This window comes from Winogradskyella sp. (assembly GCF_028282165.1).
In the GTDB taxonomy this organism is placed as follows: Bacteria; Bacteroidota; Bacteroidia; order Flavobacteriales; family Flavobacteriaceae; genus Winogradskyella.
Genome location: NZ_JANQIM010000004.1, coordinates 72,457 through 92,470 on the forward strand (window position 1 = coordinate 72,457; position 20,014 = coordinate 92,470).

The 20,014-nt window shown below is 35.8% G+C and carries 15 protein-coding genes; all 15 read left to right on the forward strand.

Annotated elements, in window-relative coordinates; all coding sequences use genetic code 11:
* Positions 1 to 12: 12 nt before the first annotated feature.
* The 15 genes from ggt (at position 13) to Q0972_RS01765 (ending at position 20,012) form a co-directional block, all read left to right on the forward strand.
* Entirely contained in the window at positions 13 to 1,725 is a 1,713-nt protein-coding gene (gene ggt / locus Q0972_RS01695; protein WP_299361787.1) for a gamma-glutamyltransferase, read from the forward strand.
* 248 nt (positions 1,726 to 1,973) lie between these two features.
* Positions 1,974 to 5,201 (forward strand): glycosyl hydrolase, encoded by a 3,228-nt coding sequence (locus tag Q0972_RS01700; protein WP_299361790.1) that lies wholly within the window; start codon positions 1,974 to 1,976, stop codon positions 5,199 to 5,201.
* Between the two features lie 101 nt (positions 5,202 to 5,302).
* A complete protein-coding gene (locus Q0972_RS01705) occupies positions 5,303 to 6,139 on the forward strand; it encodes a dienelactone hydrolase family protein (RefSeq protein ID WP_299361793.1) in 837 nt (278 codons plus the stop codon).
* Positions 6,140 to 6,465: 326 nt separating this feature from the next.
* Entirely contained in the window at positions 6,466 to 8,334 is a 1,869-nt protein-coding gene (locus Q0972_RS01710; protein WP_299361796.1) for a serine hydrolase, read from the forward strand.
* A gap of 254 nt (positions 8,335 to 8,588) precedes the next feature.
* Entirely contained in the window at positions 8,589 to 8,999 is a 411-nt protein-coding gene (locus tag Q0972_RS01715) for a response regulator (protein ID WP_299361798.1), read from the forward strand.
* Entirely contained in the window at positions 8,999 to 9,538 is a 540-nt protein-coding gene (locus Q0972_RS01720; RefSeq protein WP_299361801.1) for a heme NO-binding domain-containing protein, read from the forward strand. The genes Q0972_RS01715 and Q0972_RS01720 overlap by 1 nt, the downstream gene beginning before the upstream one ends.
* A gap of 3 nt (positions 9,539 to 9,541) precedes the next feature.
* The gene (locus tag Q0972_RS01725) at positions 9,542 to 11,131 is read left to right on the forward strand and encodes a PAS domain S-box protein (protein WP_299361803.1); all 1,590 of its coding nucleotides are present in this window, start codon (positions 9,542 to 9,544) and stop codon (positions 11,129 to 11,131) included.
* A 2-nt stretch (positions 11,132 to 11,133) separates the two neighbouring features.
* Positions 11,134 to 11,451 carry an Hpt domain-containing protein gene (locus tag Q0972_RS01730; RefSeq protein ID WP_299361805.1) on the forward strand — a complete coding sequence of 106 codons (318 nt, stop codon included), beginning with the start codon at positions 11,134 to 11,136 and terminating at the stop codon, positions 11,449 to 11,451.
* 9 nt (positions 11,452 to 11,460) lie between these two features.
* Positions 11,461 to 12,174 (forward strand): LytTR family DNA-binding domain-containing protein, encoded by a 714-nt coding sequence (locus tag Q0972_RS01735; protein WP_299361807.1) that lies wholly within the window; start codon positions 11,461 to 11,463, stop codon positions 12,172 to 12,174.
* Positions 12,175 to 12,574: 400 nt separating this feature from the next.
* Positions 12,575 to 13,939, forward strand: a complete 1,365-nt coding sequence (locus Q0972_RS01740) for a UDP-glucose/GDP-mannose dehydrogenase family protein (protein ID WP_299361810.1) — start codon at positions 12,575 to 12,577, stop codon at positions 13,937 to 13,939.
* A gap of 32 nt (positions 13,940 to 13,971) precedes the next feature.
* Positions 13,972 to 14,913, forward strand: a complete 942-nt coding sequence (locus Q0972_RS01745; RefSeq protein WP_299361813.1) for a UDP-glucuronic acid decarboxylase family protein — start codon at positions 13,972 to 13,974, stop codon at positions 14,911 to 14,913.
* Positions 14,914 to 14,935: 22 nt separating this feature from the next.
* Positions 14,936 to 15,322 carry a response regulator gene (locus tag Q0972_RS01750; RefSeq protein ID WP_299361815.1) on the forward strand — a complete coding sequence of 129 codons (387 nt, stop codon included), beginning with the start codon at positions 14,936 to 14,938 and terminating at the stop codon, positions 15,320 to 15,322.
* A gap of 25 nt (positions 15,323 to 15,347) precedes the next feature.
* The gene (locus Q0972_RS01755; protein WP_299361818.1) at positions 15,348 to 16,529 is read left to right on the forward strand and encodes a sugar transferase; all 1,182 of its coding nucleotides are present in this window, start codon (positions 15,348 to 15,350) and stop codon (positions 16,527 to 16,529) included.
* A 311-nt stretch (positions 16,530 to 16,840) separates the two neighbouring features.
* Positions 16,841 to 17,575, forward strand: coding sequence for a TolC family protein (locus tag Q0972_RS01760; protein WP_299361820.1), 735 nt, complete (start codon positions 16,841 to 16,843; stop codon positions 17,573 to 17,575).
* Between the two features lie 112 nt (positions 17,576 to 17,687).
* Positions 17,688 to 20,012, forward strand: coding sequence for a hypothetical protein (locus Q0972_RS01765; RefSeq protein ID WP_299361822.1), 2,325 nt, complete (start codon positions 17,688 to 17,690; stop codon positions 20,010 to 20,012).
* The last annotated feature ends 2 nt before the right edge of the window (positions 20,013 to 20,014 follow it).

Sequence of the window (20,014 nt, forward strand, 5' to 3'; positions counted from 1 at the left end):
GAAAAAAATGCTATGAAATTGATAAGAATTAAAAAGGTATCGAATCTACTGTTACTGGTTTTGTTAGTTACACTTTACAGTACTGCGCAAGACCGTATTACGGGAGAAGCTTTTGCAACCCGTTCTGAAGTTTTAGGACAAAACGGTATGGTGGCCACTAGCCATCCTTTGGCTACTCAGATTGGACTTGATGTCCTTAAAAATGGTGGAAACGCTATTGATGCAGCTATTGCAGCCAATGCCGCTTTAGGCCTTATGGAACCTACAGGTTGTGGTATAGGCGGTGATTTATTTGCAATAGTTTGGGATGCGAAAACTAAAAAATTGTATGGACTTAATGCCAGTGGTCGTTCACCTCAAGATTTAACATTGGCCTATTTTGAAGAACAAGGCATGTCAAAGATTCCATCTTTGGGACCTTTACCTGTAAGTGTCCCGGGCGCAGTTGATGGATGGTTTGAATTGCATAAAAAGTTTGGCTCAAAACCCATGACAGAAATTCTGGCACCAGCCATAGATTATGCTGAAAAGGGATTCCCATTAACAGAACTGATTGCTTGGTATATGCAGCGCAGCGTACCGTATTACCAATCGCAAGGTTACCCAAACATTGTGGACACCTACATTACTCAAAATGGTGGTAATCTGCCAAATGAAGGTGAGATTTACAAAAACCCATATTTAGCAGAAACCTATCGAAAAATTGCAGAAAAAGGCCGAGATGCTTTTTATAAAGGTGAAATGGCCAAGACGATAGCAGATTTTATAAAAAGTCAAGGAGGTTTTTTATCGACTAAAGATTTAGCAGCGCACAAATCGGAATGGGTAGAACCTGTTTCCATTAATTATCGCGGCTATGATGTTTGGGAATTACCACCTAATGGTCAAGGTATTGCAGCCTTACAAATGTTGCAAATTTTAAAGGGGTATGATTTTTCAAACATAGCATTTGGAAGTGTAGAACATTTACACTTATTCACTGAAGCTAAGAAATTAGCTTTTGAAGACCGTGCGAAATATTATGCGGATATGGATTTCTTCGATGTTCCTGTGGATCAATTACTTTCAGAGGATTATGCCAATGAAAGACGGCAACTAATAGGTGAGCGTGCTGGACGCTATTCGTCGGGTGAAATCTCAGCTGGTGAAACCATTTACATGACTGCGGCAGATAAAGACGGAAATATGATTTCATTAATTCAAAGTAATTATCGAGGTATGGGTTCTGCTATGGTGCCGCCCAAACTAGGATTCATGCTTCAAGATAGAGGAGAACTCTTCAGTTTAAAACGAGGACAGGCAAATACTTATGAGCCTGGTAAACGTCCTTTTCATACCATCATACCGGCATTTATTACAAAAGATGGTAAGCCTTATGTAAGTTTTGGTGTTATGGGAGGCGATTTTCAGCCCATGGGTCATACACAAATCGTAATGAATCTCATAGATTTTGGTATGAACTTACAAGAAGCAGGTGACGCACCACGGTGGGATCATACAGGAGGTGCAAGCCCTATGGGAAAAACGTCCACCAATACGGGTACCATCCGAACAGAATCTGGTATTCCCTATGAAACTATCAGAGGACTAATGGACAAAGGACATCGTATGGGAACCGCAAGAGGCATTTATGGTGGTTACCAAGCAATACTTTGGGATGATAAAAATAAGGTGTATCATGGTGCTTCTGAAAGTCGCAAAGATGGACAAGCAGCGGGATACTAATAAGACAAACAACTAACTTTTAACCAGTTGTGCATTTTGAGCCAAATTAGTATTCAGTGTCAGTTCGAGCGTCATGACAGTCCCGATAGCTATCGGGATCAGGATGTATCGAGAACTAATTTTAAGTTAGAATCCTTACTCTAGGTGCAAATTTCACTAAGCAAAAAGCAAAGCCTAACTGCACGAAGCTAATTGACAGAATTTTATCAAAAATGTATAACAGATTAACTCTTAAATAATTTTCACGAATGAATTCATTTTTAAAATCAAGAATTTTACGGGTTTTCCTATTAATCATTATTGTGCCTCTACAGGCTCAAGAAGTCAATGATAAAACCTTTAGTGGTCTTAAACTTCGCAGTATTGGGCCAGCATTTACTTCAGGTAGAATCGCAGATATTGCGATGCACCCCGATAATGAAAACGTATGGTACGTGGCTGTAGGTTCGGGTGGTGTGTGGAAAACTGCCAATTCAGGAACGACTTGGACACCTTTATTCGACAATCAAGCATCCTATTCTATAGGTGCTATAACAATCGATCCTAACAATCCTCATACCATTTGGATAGGTACTGGCGAAAATGTCGGTGGCCGCCATGTAGGTTTTGGAGATGGTGTTTATGTGAGTCATGATAATGGTACTTCATGGAAAAATATGGGCTTAAAGACCTCAGAACATATTTCAAAAGTTATAGTACATCCAGAAGATTCCAATGTTATTTGGGTAGTGTCACAAGGGCCTTTATGGACTTCTGGAGGCGAAAGAGGCATTTATAAATCCATAGATGGTGGAAATACATGGATGAGGACTTTGGGAGATGATGAATGGGTTGGAGCTACAGACTTAGTTATAGACCCACGAGATCCCGATGTATTGTATGCTGCAACTTGGCAACGTCATCGTACGGTAGCAGGTTATTTAGGCGGTGGTCCAGGTTCAGGAATTCATAAAAGCACGGATGGCGGTGAAACTTGGACGAAGTTAAAAAAGGGCATCCCAAATTCTAATTTGGGTAAAATAGGGTTGGCCATATCGCCTTTTAATCCAGATGTGATTTACGCAGCTATTGAGTTAGATCGTAGAAAAGGAGGCGTATTTATGTCAACTAATAGGGGAGCCTCATGGGCAAAGCAATCAGATGCTGTGTCTGGAGGAACAGGCCCACACTACTATCAAGAATTATATGCTTCACCACATCATGAAGGCAAATTGTTTTTAATGAACAATTATGTGCAGATTTCTGATGATCATGGTAAGACGTTTTATACCATGAACGAAAAGAATAAACATGTTGATAGCCATGCTATGGCTTTTAAGGCATCAGATCCCAATTATGTTTTGTTCGGAACAGATGGCGGTTTATATGAAAGCTTTGATTTAACCAAAAGTTGGAAATATATTAGAAATCTGCCAATTACACAATATTTTAAACTGGCTGTTGATGATTCAGAACCTTTCTATAAGATCTATGGAGGTACGCAAGATAATGGTTCTCATGGTGGGCCTTCGCAGTCCATGTATTCTGATGGTATCACCAACTCGGATTGGTGGAAAACCTTAGGAGCTGATGGTCATCAATCGGCTATTGAGCCAGGAAATCCGAATATTACCTATGGCGAGTTTCAACAAGGTGTGCTTTGGCGTATAGATCAGACCACTAAGGAAACGGTTTTTATTCAACCCCAAGCAAGGGAAGGTGAACCGTATGAACGTTTTAATTGGGACGCACCAATTTTAGTGAGTCCACATAATCCAAAGCGTTTGTATTTTGCGTCTCAGCGTGTATGGCGCTCGGATAATAGAGGTGACGATTGGACACCCATTTCTAAGGATCTGACTTTAAACCAAGACCGAATAACGATTCCTTATTATGGGAAGCAACAAAGTTGGGACAATGCTTGGGATGTTTATGCGATGTCCAATTATAATACTATTACCTCATTAGCAGAATCTCCAAAACAAGAGGGGTTGGTATATGCGGGAACTGATGATGGTATTATACAAACAACCGAAGATGGAGGAAATACGTGGCGAAAATTCACCTTAAGTACCATTAAAGGGTTGGATCATGTGCCTTTTGTTAATGATGTTCGCGCTGATTTATTTGATGCTAATGTAGTCTATGCTGCTGTGGATAATCACAAATATGGCGATTATAAACCTTACATTTTAAAAAGTACCGATAAGGGTAAAAGTTGGACAATAATTAGTGGAGATCTACCCGAGCGTCTTTTGGTATGGCGATTAGTTCAAGATCATGTAGATAAAAATCTCATGTTTGCGGCAACGGAATATGGTATTTATTTTACGTATAATGGCGGCAGAAACTGGGTAGAACTAAGTGGAGGCGTCCCTACAATATCATTCAGGGATATTGCCATCCAAAGGAGGGAGAATGACTTGGTAGCGGCTTCATTTGGTAGAGGATTCTTCATTTTAGATGATATGGCTCCACTACGCAATTTTGATGCTTCAATGTTATCTGAAGAAGCGAGGTTGTTTCCAACTAAAGATGCCTATTGGTATCGACAGGCGAGTAGAGTAGGAAGTCAAGGAGATGCAGAGTATAAAGCACCTAATGCGCCTTTTGGGGCACGATTTACTTATTACTTGTCTGATAAGGTTAAATCCTTAAAAGATGAACGCAAAGAGCGAGAGAAAACCAATATGGATTTCCCAGGATGGGAAGCCCTAGAAAAAGAGACTAATCAAGATGGGCCGTTGATTTTATTCATTATAAAAGATGATAAAGGAAATATTGTAAATACAATAAAAGGTACCAATAAAAAAGGATTTAATCGTGTGAATTGGAAATTAAATTATCCGAATAAGCGCGGGGAACGTTTATCGCAAGAAGGTGATGGTATTGGTACAGGCAATATTATGGTGACACCTGGGACCTATACAGCGACTTTGGTTAAACGAGTGGATGGTGAAACAATTACACTTCAAGGACCTCAGGAATTCAAAGTGATTCCAATGTACGATGGAGCTTTACAAAGAAAGTCTTATGACGAAATGAATCAGTTCAGGGAAGATGTATTTGCATTTCAACAAGATCTTACCGCTACAAATATGTTGATGAACCAACAAATGAAAAAAGTAGCAGCTATGAAACGTGCAGCTAATAAAACTACAGCTCCAAATGATGCGATTTTACGCGATATTAATGCGGCAAGGCTGCAATTATTGGCTATTCAAAAAGAATTACGGGGTGATTCTGTAAAAGGCGAAATCGGTGAAAAATCAAATCCAACGGCAAATGATGGTAATGGCTTATCATGGCGCGCCTTTGGTAACACCTATGGACCAACTGGAACTCATAAAGCTTTTTTACAGCGTGTTAATAGTCAATTAAAGAATGTAAAAGCACAATTGAAAATGATGTCCGAGACCACATTGCCAGTAATTGAGAGGCGTTTAAAAGCAGCAGGTGCACCTTGGATTGAAGGGCAGGGACTCATTGAAGATTAATGGCATATATAAGTTAATATTAAAAGTGATTGTAGTTGTACAATCACTTTTTTTATAGTCATACAATTAGTATTTTTATCTAGATGAAAACTAAAAATACTATGAAGCGATTTACCATTATTATAACGGCCTCAATACTTCTTTTGAGTGTTTCTTGCAAAGAGAACACGAAACAAGCATCCGAAACACAACCTAAAGCTGAACCTGTAACAATTAAAGTTAAAGGTACAGAGGTGACCTATGCTACAGATTCGACAAGTCTTAAGGGGTATATCGCGTATAACGAGAACTCGAAAGTGAAACGTCCTGCAGTATTGATAGTGCATGAGTGGTGGGGACATAATGACTATGTGAGAGAACGCGCAGATATGCTTGCTAATTTGGGGTATACGGCTATGGCAGTAGATATGTATGGTGATGGTAAACTAGCCGATCATCCCGATGATGCTGGTAAGTTTGCCAGAAGCGTTTTTACTAATCTTCCAGAAGCTAAAGCACGTTTTAATGCAGCCGTCAGTTTGTTGAAAGCCCACGAATCTGTTGATGGTGATAAACTTGCCGCCATTGGCTATTGTTTTGGCGGTAGTGTAGTGCTAACTATGGCCAATAGTGGAGCTGATTTAGATGCCGTAGCTGCTTTTCATAGTGGCGTAACACTTCCTGTTATGCCAAATGAGCAGTTAAAAGCACGAGTATTGGTATGCAATGGCGCAGCCGATGAGTTTATTAGTCCAGAATCGATTACCACATTCACTAAAGCTATGGATTCTATTGGAGCCCAATATGAGTATATTGCTTATCCGGGCGTGAAACATAGTTTTACATCCAAAACAGCTGATGCTAATGCCGAGAAGTTTAATTTGCCATTGGCCTACGATGCTGATGCCGATGAAAAATCTTGGAATAGTCTCCAAGAGCTTTTAAAGGAGGTCTTTTAGTGTTCATATTTGTGTTATCCATATCAGTACATATTTTTTTAAATCTATTACCTTACTTATTGTATCGTGGAGTAACTATCATAACTACATCTAGCTAGCATAATATTAATAACTGTTTTATGGTATATTATTGATTTAAAAAAGCTCTAGCGTAACTACCTTCTTTAAATTCGCAATTTTTGAAATCTTTAAGTCAAGAACTATTTCTTAATTGATCATATTCTTTTATGATGACTGAGAAAGATTTAATCTGTCAGTAAAATTTTGTTAACCTTAGTCGTAATTAAGAGACATACAATTTTAGTACAAATTAACTATTTAGATAAATGAGCGAAATTAAAACCATACCTAACGTAGCAGGAAACTTCAAATTAGCCAAATATTGCTTAATATTTTTAGTGTTGATTTCTGTACTAGCCGAAAAAGCATTTGCGCAAAAAGCAAACATGCTTTCATGGAAAGATAAAATTGATCAAGCGGTTGATGAATTCTTCATTAAAAATGGTCCAGGTGGTATCATTACGGTTTCTAAAGATAGAAAAGACTTATACACAAGAACTTTTGGGTATGCAGATATTGAAGAAAAAGATACCGTTACCGTAAACACATTATTTGATATTGCATCGTGTGCCAAACAATTTACAGCAGTAAGCCTACTTTGGCTTGCAGATAAAAATATAATCGATTTAAATAAACCCATTCAATTTTATCTTCCAGAGTTTGTAATCAAAGAACCCATACCAATTTACTCTTTGCTAACCCACTGTAGTGGTTTACAAGATTATTCTGAATTGGCATTGTTGGCACGTGGAAGAGAAGAGGCTAATACTTACAAAAAGGAAGAGATGCTAAATATAATTTATAATCAACAGAACTTGGCATTCTCCCCGACAACATCAGAAAATTATAGCAATACTAATTATGCCATTCTTGCAGAATTGATTGAAAAGGTAAGCCATCAAAGTTTTCCGGATTTTGTGACACAGCATATTCTACAACCATTAAATATTAAAAGTTCCGAAATTAGGTTTTCAAATCAAGTTCGCAATTTAAATATTGCTAAAGGATACTTAGCACGAGAAAATAAAGATGAAAAATTTAAAACTGATGTTTCAGGAGATACCGGTTCAGATAGAATGCATGGTGCAGGTGGGATGTATGCAAATATCCAAGGCTTGTTAAAATGGATGTCTAATTATAATAAAAAGGTGTTTACTGATAAAAATCTGATAGATAATCTATTGCATAGGGATACTTTAACTAATGGTGATCTAACCAAATATGCACGAGGTATTGAAACCGGTTATACCAAATCTGGTTATAGATGGATCCAGCATACCGGTAGAAGTAGCTCAACCTCAATAATGCTTTGGCTTCCTGATTTTGATATATCCATAATAGGACTCTTTAATACACAAGAAATTTGGGCTCAATCTGTGATAAACAAGTTTTTTAAAGACATTGTCGATTATTATGGCAAAGACCAAGAAATAGCTCAAAAAAATAGTTCAGAAGAAAGTGAGAAAGATATTGACCAAAGTATTTCCCAAGAGCCCAGAATTACACCCCAAGACGAGATTGATTTGCCAATAGCGCATCTTAAGAAGTTTATAGGTGTTTATCCTGGTGACGCTCCTGTTGGTAGCCAGAAACCGCCATCTGGAGGTGTTGGAGTGGATAAAATAGTATTAAGGGAGGCCAAATTGAAGTATATATTATATAATGGATATGAAATTGATTTAAAACCTATCAATGATACAATTTTAGAAATGACAGGTGTAGGACGTCCTATTCAGTTATATTTCAATGATTTAAATACGAACAAAACATCCATAGCATTTGCAGATCCTTTGGTGAATAATGGTAAATTGTCGAATGAGTTGTCTCACCAAATTCCTAAGTTAAGTAGAGATGAATTACAAAAATTTGCTGGACAGTATAAGGTTTCTACACTAGCGAGATCCATCCCAATTAAGATTATGCAGGAACAAAATGATATGTATATGTATTGGGGAAGTTTAAATAAAAAAAGTAAGCTCTATTATTTGGGTAACAATATTTTCACTACATGGCAAAGTGGTAATAGCGCAATGCAATGCAATCTGATCTTTTCAACAGATGAAAATGGTGAAGTTAATGGATTAAAATATGATGGCCATAGAGTATGGAATTTGCAGTTTGATAAAATAAAATAAAGGTTACTTAGCTTTTGTTTACCTTAATTAAATTGGTAATATTCTTAGCAAATACGAACAATTTTATACCTCTTCATTATAACGCTTATTCTAATTTTGACTTATTTTCTCTATCGTGAAGTAAATTAGCTTTTTTGGTAACTCATCTACACTTATCTACCATCCGTCGACACTTAAGTTCAACTAATCGAAATGAAAAGACATTCTTTAAGGTGGAAAATTAACTTTGTTCTTTAAAAGCTAATTACAAATAAATGAAAAACCTGAATATTCTTTTAATCGAAGATGATATGATAGAGGTTATGAAGCTGAAAAGAGCGTCAGGATCACTTAATCTTAATCATAATATCACCGAAGCAAATAATGGTGAAGAAGCACTAAAAATTCTAGAAGAAAAGGAAAATTTGCCACACATTATTCTATTAGACCTCAATATGCCAAAAATCAATGGTATTGAGTTTCTTAAGATTCTTAAGGCCGATGACCAACTAAAATACATACCGACAATTATACTTACGACTTCTAGTAACCAGCGCGATTTACTGGAGTGTTATAAAATTGGAATTGCAGGTTATGTGTTAAAACCCTTAAAATATGAAGAATATGTTTCAAAAATTGAGAAATTATTGTCATATTGGAGTGTTAATGAATTAATTACAACATAATGAAGGGTATCATATTTACAGAATTCTTAGAATTGGTTGAAGAAAAATTTGGTTTGGCTATGGTTGATAAAATTATTAGTCAGTCTAATTTGGAGTCTGGTGGCGTTTATACATCTGTTGGTACCTACGAGTTTAGCGAGATGTTACAACTTATTTCGCACCTTAGTAATAATACCGACATTTCTGTTGATGATTTGCTAATGGTGTATTCAGAGCATCTATTCGCTGCACTAATTAAATCCCATCCAGATTTGGTAAATCATTATAAGGATCCAATGGATTTATTGGCTTCTATCGAAAATCATATTCATGTTGAGGTACAGAAGATTTATCCCGAAGCCCAACTACCAACGTTCGATTTAGAAGAACGAACAGATACAAAAATGGTAATGGTCTACAAGTCTGATAAAGCACTGTATATGCTTGGAAAAGGATTAATGCTAGAAACATTCAAACTTTTTAAAGTGCCTGTGGATATAGCTTTTGAAAAACTAAATGAAGAAGGTACCGAAGTGCGATTTGTTATCAACAAGCGCTAATAAATGAGTCAAGAAGAAGTAGATATCTTAAAGCGGGCGTTAGAACGCGAACGTGCATCTAGGAAAGCAGCTGAGAAAATCTTAGAAGAAAAATCTGCCGAGCTTTATGAAGTAAATAAAAAGCTTGAAGAGTCCCATGCAGAGCTAACGGTGCTCTACAATAAAACATCTTCACAACTTCAGGGCGTTTTCGAGAATATTGTAGATGCCTATGTCATTATGGATTTGTGGGGAAATATTCTTAAGATGAATGAAGCCGCTGTTGCGTTATTGGGTTTCAAGACAGTTCATGATGAAGGGAACTTGTCTACACTAGTTCACCCAAAAGAAGTAGATAAAGTAGAACCAGCTTTTAGAAAACTTTTTGAAGAAGGCTCTATTACGGATTTTAAAATCAAAATCAGAACCAAGCAAAACATTTCAAAATTTGTACACATAAATGCCAGTATCATTTATGAGGATGGTAGGGCAGTTGCTGCACAAGGTATTGTAAGGGATATTACATTAGAAAATGAATATCAGCGTGCCATTGAGGCAGAACGGGAAAAGTACAGAAGTATTATAGCCAACATGAATCTTGGCTTGGTCGAAGTTAATAACGATGATGTTATTCAAATGGTAAATCAAAGTTTTGTTGAAATGTCGGGTTATGATGAAGATGAATTAATTGGAAAAAAAGGAGGGGAACTTTTGGTGGCAGACAAATCATCTGAGATTATTCAAAAAGAAAACCAGAAGCGCTTAAAGGGACAATCTAATTCTTATGAACTTACCGTAAAGAGCAAAGCTGGTGATATAAGGTATTGGCTAATTAGTGGTGCGCCAAACTATGACCTTAAAGGCAATATTATAGGTTCCATCGGAATTCATTTAGACATTACCGAGCTCAAAAATCTTGAGTTTCAAAAAGAAAAGCTGCTTCACAAGCTCGAAAAAAGTAATGATGAGCTCCAAGAATATGCCCATATCGTATCACATGATTTAAAATCGCCACTAAGAAGCATCGATGCCTTGGTAAGCTGGATACGAGAAGATAATAAAGACAAACTTGATGATAGGACTCAAGAAAATTTTAAATTGATTCAATCTACGCTAGAAAAGATGGAGCATCTTATATCGAGCGTTTTAGAATACTCAAGTATAGGTTTCGAGGCATCCAATAATACCCAAGTCAATCTTAATGAACTCATTAATGACATTGAACAATTGTTGTATATACCAGATCATATCACATTAAAGATCCTAAGGGAACTTCCAACGGTTAAGGTCGATAAAATAAAAATGCAACAAGTATTTCAAAACTTAATAAGTAACGCTGTTAAGTACAATGATAAAGAAAAAGGGATGATAGAAATAGATGTTGAAGAGCACAAAGGCATGTTTAAATTCTCGGTTAAGGACAATGGTGTGGGTATTGAAAAGAAGTATCATGATAAGATTTTCAAAATGTTTCATGCCCTTAATAAAAATAAAGAGTCTACTGGTGTTGGTTTGTCAATTGTGAAAAAAATAATTGCGCATTATGAAGGGGATATTTGGGTAGAATCTGAAATAAACAATGGCACCACTTTCTATTTTACATTAAGAAAATAATAATGGAACAACCTAATCTATCCTATATTGAAAGTATGTCAGGCGGTGATAAGGTTTTTGAGCAAAAACTCATAGGCATTATTCAAAAAGAATTCCCAGAAGAGAAACAAGTTTACTTTAACAATATAGCTGCAAACAATTTTAAAGCAGCTGCCGAAAACGTACATAAACTTAAACATAAAATTAGTATTTTAGGACTCGTAAACAGTTATGAAGCTGCCGTTATCTATGAGCACAATCTTATAGAGGGTAGTAAAAAAGGGCAAGATGATTTTGAAGCCATTTTGCAAAATATGACTGATTTTTTAGAGACGCTATAATCCTATTTTATGAATTGTATTATTATTGATGACGAAGCCACTGCGAGAGCTATTATCGGCCAACTATGCAGCAACATACCTAACCTAACAGTTTTAGAAGAGTTCCCAAATGCAATTCAGGCCATTAAATATTTAAATCAGAACGAAGTCGATCTCATCTTTCTGGATATTCACATGCCAGATTTTACTGGCTTCGATTTTATTAAGACCATTAAGAATCCACCAAAAATTGTATTAACTACATCTGATGCTAACTTCGCTATACAAGCCTTCGAATACGATTGTATTGTAGATTATTTAGTGAAACCTATTACACCTGAGCGTTTTCAAAAAGCTATACAAAAGGCAGAATCCTCACCGGTAAGTGCGACTACCAGTTCTAGCTCATCCGAACATGTGGAGACCACATCGGGAAACGATTTGTATGTCAATATAGACAGACGTTTAATTAAAATCGATATTCCAAGTATTTACTTAGTAGAAGCCAAAGGCGATTACATCCTCGTAAAAACCGAAGACAAAAATTATACAGTACACTCTACACTTAAAAAAATAGAAGAAAAATTACCCGACAGTCTGTTTTTAAAAGTCCACCGTTCATATATCATCAACGTTCAAAAGATTATAGATATCGAAGACAATAGTGTCCTAATAAAGAGAGATGTTATTCCTGTAAGTCGTTCTAACCGACCCGAATTGATGAAACGATTAAATTTACTTTAAAACCATTCATCGATTCTAACTTACCATCCGACTACATTTAAGTTTCAATAGACGAAATTTAAACGTCCCTTAGAAATATCTCATCTATCTTTGAATCAGAATTCATAGAATAGGTTTAAATATTGAATTAATAGCAAGGTAAGGCAGTAGATTTTTCTACTGCCTTTTTTTGTTTACCTCTTAACAAAAATCTGTATAGCATCATTCAACAAGAGTTGTAAGTGGTACAAATACAGTTAGTTAAGTTTTGTTGATTTAATTATCCTTTTTCCAAAAACAAAACATCAGTTGTATCTGTTCATTCGTCTACACTTAAAGTTTATCCATCGAAATTTAGCGAACTACGAGTCTCTTCGCAGCTAAGTTTGTCTCAGAATTTAAACATAAAAAAACTTTAATTATGAAAATAGCAATAGTAGGAAGTGGATACGTCGGATTGGTTACAGGAGCATGTTTCTCTGAAGTAGGAATAGATGTAGTCTGTGTAGATATCGACGAGAAAAAGATCGAAAATTTAAAACGAGGTATCATACCCATTTATGAACCAGGGTTGGAAGACATGATTAAACGCAACATGTCAAAAGAACGTTTAAGCTTTTCAACAAGCCTAGCGGATACGATATCTGAAGCTGAAGCTGTATTTATTAGCGTAGGTACACCACCCGATGAAGATGGAAGTGCCGACCTTAAACATGTTCTCGCTGTAGCAAGAGCGTGTGGTAAGCATATGAACGATTATAAACTAATCGTCACAAAGAGTACAGTGCCTGTTGGGACTTCAGAAAAGGTTAGAAATGCTGTTCAAGGAGAATTGGACAAACGACTAGTAGATATTCCATTCGATGTAGCTTCAAATCCAGAATTTTTAAAAGAAGGTGCTGCTATTGATGATTTTATGAAACCAGATCGTATCGTAGTGGGTACAGAGAGTGACAGGTCAGAGAAGTTACTTAAAAAATTATACAAGCCATTTACGTTAAACGGACATCCTATTATTTTTATGGATATCGTTTCGGCAGAGATGACCAAGTATGCTGCAAATTCGATGTTAGCTACTAAGATTAGCTTTATTAACGACATTGCTAATCTGTGCGAAATCGTGGGAGCCGACATAAATAATGTTAGGAAAGGCATAGGATCGGATTCTCGAATTGGAAAAAAATTCATCTATCCAGGTATAGGTTATGGTGGATCATGTTTTCCAAAAGATGTACAAGCCTTAATAAGAACAGCTAGTGAAAACAAGTACGAACTTCAGGTACTTAAGGCTGTTGAGTCTGTAAATAAGGCTCAAAAGTTGGTGTTGTTTAATAAAATTAATTCACACTTTAACGGTGATCTTAAAGGTAAAACCATTGCAATTTGGGGATTATCCTTTAAGCCTCAAACAGATGATATGCGTGAAGCACCATCTTTACAAATTATAAAGGAGTTATTGGCGGCTGGCGCAACGGTTAAGGCCTATGATCCTGTTGCTATAGAAGAAGCAAATCATCATTTTGGTGATACAATTACCTATTGTGAGGATCAGTACGAAACTTTGATCGATGCTGACTGTTTAGCGGTCTTAACAGAATGGTCAGAGTTTAGAGTTCCTAACTTTAAGGTGATGAAGCGCCTATTGAACACTCCAATTGTTTTTGATGGCAGAAACATATATGATAAAGAAGAAATGCATGTTATGGGTTACCAATATGCTTGTATAGGAATTAATACCGAAAGACGAAACTCAAATAAACTTGAGTTAAAGGCCCAATTGGCTTAAAGTAGAATATAGAACTTAAAAGCCCAATAGCCATGAACAAAAAAAGAATATTAGTAACAGGAGGAGCAGGATTTGTAGGCTCACATCTTTGCGAAAGACTATTGTCTGAAGGACATGAAGTGTATTGTTTAGATAACTATTTTACTGGACAAAAAGAGAACATCCTTCATTTAACCAAATACCCATATTTTGAGTTAATTCGCCATGATGTTATTAACCCTTATTTAATAGAAGTAGATGAAATCTACAATTTGGCCTGTCCTGCCTCGCCTGTTCATTACCAATACAATCCTATAAAGACGATTAAAACCTCAGTAATGGGTGCCATTAATATGTTAGGATTGGCAAAGCGAGTTAATGCTAAGATTTTGCAAGCGTCAACAAGCGAAGTGTATGGTAATCCGATGGTACATCCACAACCAGAATCTTACTGGGGAAATGTAAACCCTATAGGAGAACGTTCTTGTTACGATGAAGGCAAACGTGCGGCGGAAACTCTGTTTAGAGATTATCATGCCCAGAATAATGTAAAGATAAAAATCGTAAGAATTTTTAATACATATGGGCCAAGAATGCATCCAAATGATGGTAGAGTGGTGTCTAACTTTATAGTTCAGGCCTTACAAAATAAAGATATTACCGTATATGGCAAAGGTGAGCAAACTCGAAGCTTTCAGTATGTCGATGACCTTGTTGAAGGGATGGTAAGAACTATGGATACAGATGATGCATTCACAGGACCTGTTAACATTGGTAATCCTGATGAGTTTAAGATTATTGAACTGGCAGAAAAGGTGATTAAACTTACCAATTCAAAATCTAAAATAGTGTTTCAACCACTACCAAGTGATGATCCTTTGATGCGACAACCAGATATAGCTTTAGCAAAGAAAGCGTTAGACTGGCAGCCAAAAGTGAAGTTGGATGAAGGATTAGAAAAAACAATTGCCTTTTTTAAAGATATTATAAAGTAGTAAAAGATTAAAATTTCAAATCATGAAAAAAAAGATATTAGTAATTGACGACGAGTTAACCATGACAACGCTGTTAGAGTTTTTCTTATCAAACAAATACGATGTTAAGGCGGTTAACTCTGGCGAAGAAGCAGAGGCTTGGTTAGAAAATAATTTACCCGATTTAATAATCAGTGACATTCAAATGGACGAGATGGACGGTTTTACCTTGTTACAAAATATAAGATTGAGAGGGTACACCAAGCATACACCAATAGTAATGCTGTCAGGTAAATCTGAAAGCAAAGAGCGTATAAAGTCCTATAAACTAGGGGCTCAAGATTATTTAACCAAACCATTTAATCCAGAAGAGTTAGACGAAGTAGTGAAAAAGAATCTATATCCTATTCATTACAGTAATGCTTGGTAAATAAGCAACTAAAAAACTTTAAAAAATGAAAGCACTATATATAGGGAGTGACACCCAAGACATACAATGGAGTACAGAAGGCATTGAAGCTTCAGTGGTGTATTGCAGTAATGGCTTAAAAGCTTTGGAAATTTTAAATTCTCAGAATAACATTTCGGTTGTAATCTGTGAGCATAATTTGCCAGGCAATAGTGGTATCTACTTTTACAATACGCTGAAAAAAGAAGAAACCTTATCAAGAATACCATTCATCTTACTCGTAGGAGAACACAATACCAAAATTTACAAAGAAGCCTATGAGAGTGGAATTGATGATTATTTTGTAATTGGTTCCACCAGTACAGAACAAATTTTACTTAGAGCAGAACAGTTATCTAAGTCTCGCGAAGGCTTAATGTCATCTAATGCTTTTGTACAACCCGTAAAATATAAGTTTCCATTATCAAAAAGAATTTTTGATATCGTTGTAGCTTCAACAGTTTTGTTACTGCTTTCGCCATTATTATTGATGACGATTATAGCGATTCGTTTAGAGTCTAAGGGAAAGGTCTATTATATAGCAAAACGTGTGGGTAGAAAAACATTCGATTTTTATAAGTTAAGATCTATGCGGCCAGGATCTGATAAGTTATTAAAACAATTAGCCAGAGAGAAAAACCAATATAGCAATGTAGAAGCACAGGTTAAAGTTGATGAAGAGGAATGTCCTAGATGTAGTAAGTTACCAGCAGGCGAATATTGCTCGCCAGTGAGATATGCAGAGGATAAGAAAATTTGTGATTATTGGCATACACATCAAAAACAGCAAGAGCAAAATAACAATTCAAGCTTTATTAAAATTGTGGATGATCCAAGGATTACCAAGATTGGTAAACTCATAAGAAATACGAGCATTGATGAATTACCACAGTTAATCAATGTTATTAAAGGCGACATGTCTTTGGTAGGGAATCGCCCGTTGCCAGTCTATGAAGCAGAATTGTTGACTCAAGATCAAATGTCTAAACGTTTTTTAGCGCCAGCAGGTATAACAGGGCTCTGGCAAGTAGAATTACGGGGAAAAGGAGGCGATATGTCAGAAGAAGAGCGTATAGCTTTAGATAACCGTTATGCAGATTACTTTGCAGGTAACAATTATTCGCTTTGGTTTGACTTAAAGATTCTTTTTAGGACGGTACCTGCATTATTTCAAAAGAGTACAGTATAGTTTTCATTGATTCAAATTTTTGCAATGAGCAATCTTTCAGCAATTTAATTATGTAGGTGGGGATCTACAATTGCTTGCTTAGTGCCCAATATGGGCTTTCATGTTTAGTTTTTAGCTGCTATTTTCAATACGTTGAGATAGCAGCTTTTTTTTATGTTTCAGTATGTATAATGTGACCAAAATACTTAATCAACATATACGTTCAATTCGTCTACACTTAGCGTTCATCCATCGAAATATAAGAGAATTCACTCTATTGGCATTGTAAGTTTGTCTCGTAGAAATAGTATAACAACTATAAAAATAAAGCCATGAGACATATTTCTAAATTATTGGTTACGCTTATTATCATTGTATCGACAAGTACGTTTGGTTATACTCAAGATACACTGGTAGATACTGAGACACCTGATACATTTAAATTGTTGATACCAGAACTTGGGGTGTTAATTGATTCGGCTTTAGTAAATAATGGAATGCTTGGTTACAGAAAAAATGAAATCGAAGTAAAGAAAGCCAACCTAAAAGCTAAACGTAGAAACTGGACAAGAAATTTTGGGATTCAAGCAGATACAAGATATGGTACATTTGATAACTTCTCAAATAATGTAAGTGGTCCAAATACAGTCACCTTGGCCAGCACAACAACACAAACGAATTATGGCGTAGGCTTATACTTAAAAATTCCTGTGTTTGATATTTTCAATCGAAAATCAGATATAAAGCAAGCGAAAGCAGAAATCTCTCAAGCCGAAAGTCTTGTAGAATTCCAAGAATATGAAATTAGGGAAACAGTAATTAGGTACTACGAAGACTTAATTCTGAAGGAAAGCTTACTCGAAATTCAAGCCATTAATCTCAGTGATGCCAAAGTCAACAAAGAAATGGCAAAAAAAGAATTTACCAATGGGCAAATGGAAATATACGAATACATAAGAATATCGGATATCACAGCTGGTGTGGCCACAGAGTTTGAAAAAGCAAAATCAAACTTGCTTTTAGCCAAAAAACTACTAGAGAATTACACAGGTGTACAAATCAAATAAACCCATTAAACCTACTAGCAAATGAAATGAGTCATAATAACTCTTAATACCAAACGAGATTTTTAATGGCGAATTCTATCCGACTGATGTAAAAACAATAAAATTCAAACAGATGAAACCAATTGATTTTATAAAACTGATATTAAAGCATAAAGTTGTCTTGACGGTTGTACCATTATTTTTTGGGTTGTTAGCTGTGTTGCTTACCAGCAATCCAAAGCGAGCGTACTATTCAGAAACCATGCTTTACACAGGGATTGCCTCTGGTTCTTCAATAGAAATGGATAAAAAGTTCAATTATTTGGCGGCCAATAATGCATTTGATAACCTTATCAATACCATTAAATCTAGGGATACACAAAAAGAAGTTGCCATACGCTTATTAAGTCAGCACTTGTTGTTAAAAGCTCCGAATCATAAATTTATTTCTGAAGAGGCTTTTGAAGAATTGCAAGATATACTCCCAGAAGAAATCAAAACTTATCTGTTTAATGAGGAAATTTTTGATGAGGACGGGAATGCGGATTTTGAATCTACGGTTACGTATTTAACAGAGTTCATGAATCAAGACAATTCAAATTTTGTGTACTCTTTATTGAGTTTTGATCATCCGTATTATTCAATAGAGGCGATATCTAAAGTAAAGGTGGAGCGAATTTCATCTAGTGATTTGGTGAAGCTAAGTTACGAGACAGATGATCCTGGGATTTGCCAGCAAACACTCAAAATATATACAGATGTTTGTATTAAAAAGTATAAAGATTTAAAGGAAAATGGCTCTGATGCTGTAGTGAAGTATTTTGAAGCACAGCTAAAACAATCCGAGAATAAATTGAAGACCATAGAGCAGAAGCTACTCAAATTCAATCAAGACAATAACATTATCAATTACTATGAACAAAGTAAGGCCGTAGCTATTGTAAAAGAAGACATGGATGTGGCATATAACAGAGGATTAGCTCAATTAGCTGGTTCACAGGCCTCTGCTAAACGGCTAGAGGAAAAATTAGCCATCCAAGAACTTATTCAAGAAAAGAATAATGCTATTGTAGAAAGTAAAAAACAATTGGGAGCACTTAATTATAAAATAGGAATGTATACCGCTAAGTCTAATGGTGATGAGCGTTCAACCCAAAATTTAGAAAAGCTAAAAAGACAGGCAAAAGCCCTTCAAAAGGAAATAAAAACCAATGTAGATGAGTTGTACACGTTTCAAAATTCAACAGATGGTGTGCCAATTAAAAAGGTACTGCCAGACTGGGTAGACAAAGTTGTAGAAGCCGAAGATATCAAAGCCAAACTTTCGGTAATGGATGTACAAAATCAAGCCATTAAAAAGCAATTTGCAACTTATGCACCAGCTGGTGCAAATTTAAAGCGAATTGAAAGAGAAATTGAAGTAGCAGAGCAAGAATATCTAGAAATTCTTCATGGTCTCAATCTTGCAAAGCTAAAGTTCCAAGACACACAGTTAAGTAGCAATTTAACGGCGTTAGATCCACCTTATTATCCTTTAAAGCCAATTCCGTCTAAACGAAAGATTATCATCATAGCAATGGTATTGGTTACAGGAATTGTAATCTTAGCGAGTATTCTGTTTATGGAATTTTTTGATGAAACATTGAAGAATGAGGAAAAAGCTTCAGAAAAATTAGAGCTACCATCTCTGGGAATGCTGCCTAAACTTTTTAGAGCTAAGTCCCATATTGATTTAGTTAGAATTCAAGATAGATTAATGGACTTCGTCATGCAGAATCTTGATAGAACATTTAAAGTCCAAAACGAAACGAAGTCACCTAAAATAATTACGGTGTTTAGTACACGAAGTGAAGAAGGTAAAAGTGTCATTACTTCTAATATAGCAAGAAAATTAAAGGCTTCAGGGTACTCGGTTTTGGTATTAAATCATTCGGGCGAAGATAAATCTATGTCTCGTGTTTCTAGATCAGCCTGGTTGTATAAGTTCTTTGGGTACCAAGATCCAAGAATAGATCATAATCATCCTTTTCTGTCCCAAACAAAAGATTATTTAGAGGCTTCAGAATACAAGATATATAATCTTAATGACGATTGTAAAGCGATTAAGGATTACAGCGAACTTGATTTTGATACTTCTGATAAAAGCCATAAAAACTTAGATTACATACTAATTGAATTACCGAGTTTGTTAGCGCTTAATTATCCTTCAGAGTTAATAGCGAGTTCAGACTTAGCATTGATGGTCTGCCGTTCTAACAGGTTATGGTCTAAAGCAGACGATAATATCCTAAACAATTTAAAGGCACTTGTGGGCGAAAAATTACAGTTCATTATTAATGGTGTTGAGATAAAAGAAGTTGAAACTGTTCTAGGAGAGTTGCCAAAAAAACGATCTAAAACAAGAATTAGATTAAAAAATATGTTCCGTTTTCAATTCTATACAAGTAATCATATTTAAAC

Coding starts and splice junctions, on each gene's coding strand:
- ggt (WP_299361787.1), top strand. CDS start 13: ATGAAATTGATAAGAATTAAAAAGGTATCGAATCTACTGTTACTGGTT.
- Q0972_RS01700 (WP_299361790.1), top strand. CDS start 1,974: ATGAATTCATTTTTAAAATCAAGAATTTTACGGGTTTTCCTATTAATC.
- Q0972_RS01705 (WP_299361793.1), top strand. CDS start 5,303: ATGAAGCGATTTACCATTATTATAACGGCCTCAATACTTCTTTTGAGT.
- Q0972_RS01710 (WP_299361796.1), top strand. CDS start 6,466: ATGAGCGAAATTAAAACCATACCTAACGTAGCAGGAAACTTCAAATTA.
- Q0972_RS01715 (WP_299361798.1), top strand. CDS start 8,589: ATGAAAAACCTGAATATTCTTTTAATCGAAGATGATATGATAGAGGTT.
- Q0972_RS01720 (WP_299361801.1), top strand. CDS start 8,999: ATGAAGGGTATCATATTTACAGAATTCTTAGAATTGGTTGAAGAAAAA.
- Q0972_RS01725 (WP_299361803.1), top strand. CDS start 9,542: ATGAGTCAAGAAGAAGTAGATATCTTAAAGCGGGCGTTAGAACGCGAA.
- Q0972_RS01730 (WP_299361805.1), top strand. CDS start 11,134: ATGGAACAACCTAATCTATCCTATATTGAAAGTATGTCAGGCGGTGAT.
- Q0972_RS01735 (WP_299361807.1), top strand. CDS start 11,461: ATGAATTGTATTATTATTGATGACGAAGCCACTGCGAGAGCTATTATC.
- Q0972_RS01740 (WP_299361810.1), top strand. CDS start 12,575: ATGAAAATAGCAATAGTAGGAAGTGGATACGTCGGATTGGTTACAGGA.
- Q0972_RS01745 (WP_299361813.1), top strand. CDS start 13,972: ATGAACAAAAAAAGAATATTAGTAACAGGAGGAGCAGGATTTGTAGGC.
- Q0972_RS01750 (WP_299361815.1), top strand. CDS start 14,936: ATGAAAAAAAAGATATTAGTAATTGACGACGAGTTAACCATGACAACG.
- Q0972_RS01755 (WP_299361818.1), top strand. CDS start 15,348: ATGAAAGCACTATATATAGGGAGTGACACCCAAGACATACAATGGAGT.
- Q0972_RS01760 (WP_299361820.1), top strand. CDS start 16,841: ATGAGACATATTTCTAAATTATTGGTTACGCTTATTATCATTGTATCG.
- Q0972_RS01765 (WP_299361822.1), top strand. CDS start 17,688: ATGAAACCAATTGATTTTATAAAACTGATATTAAAGCATAAAGTTGTC.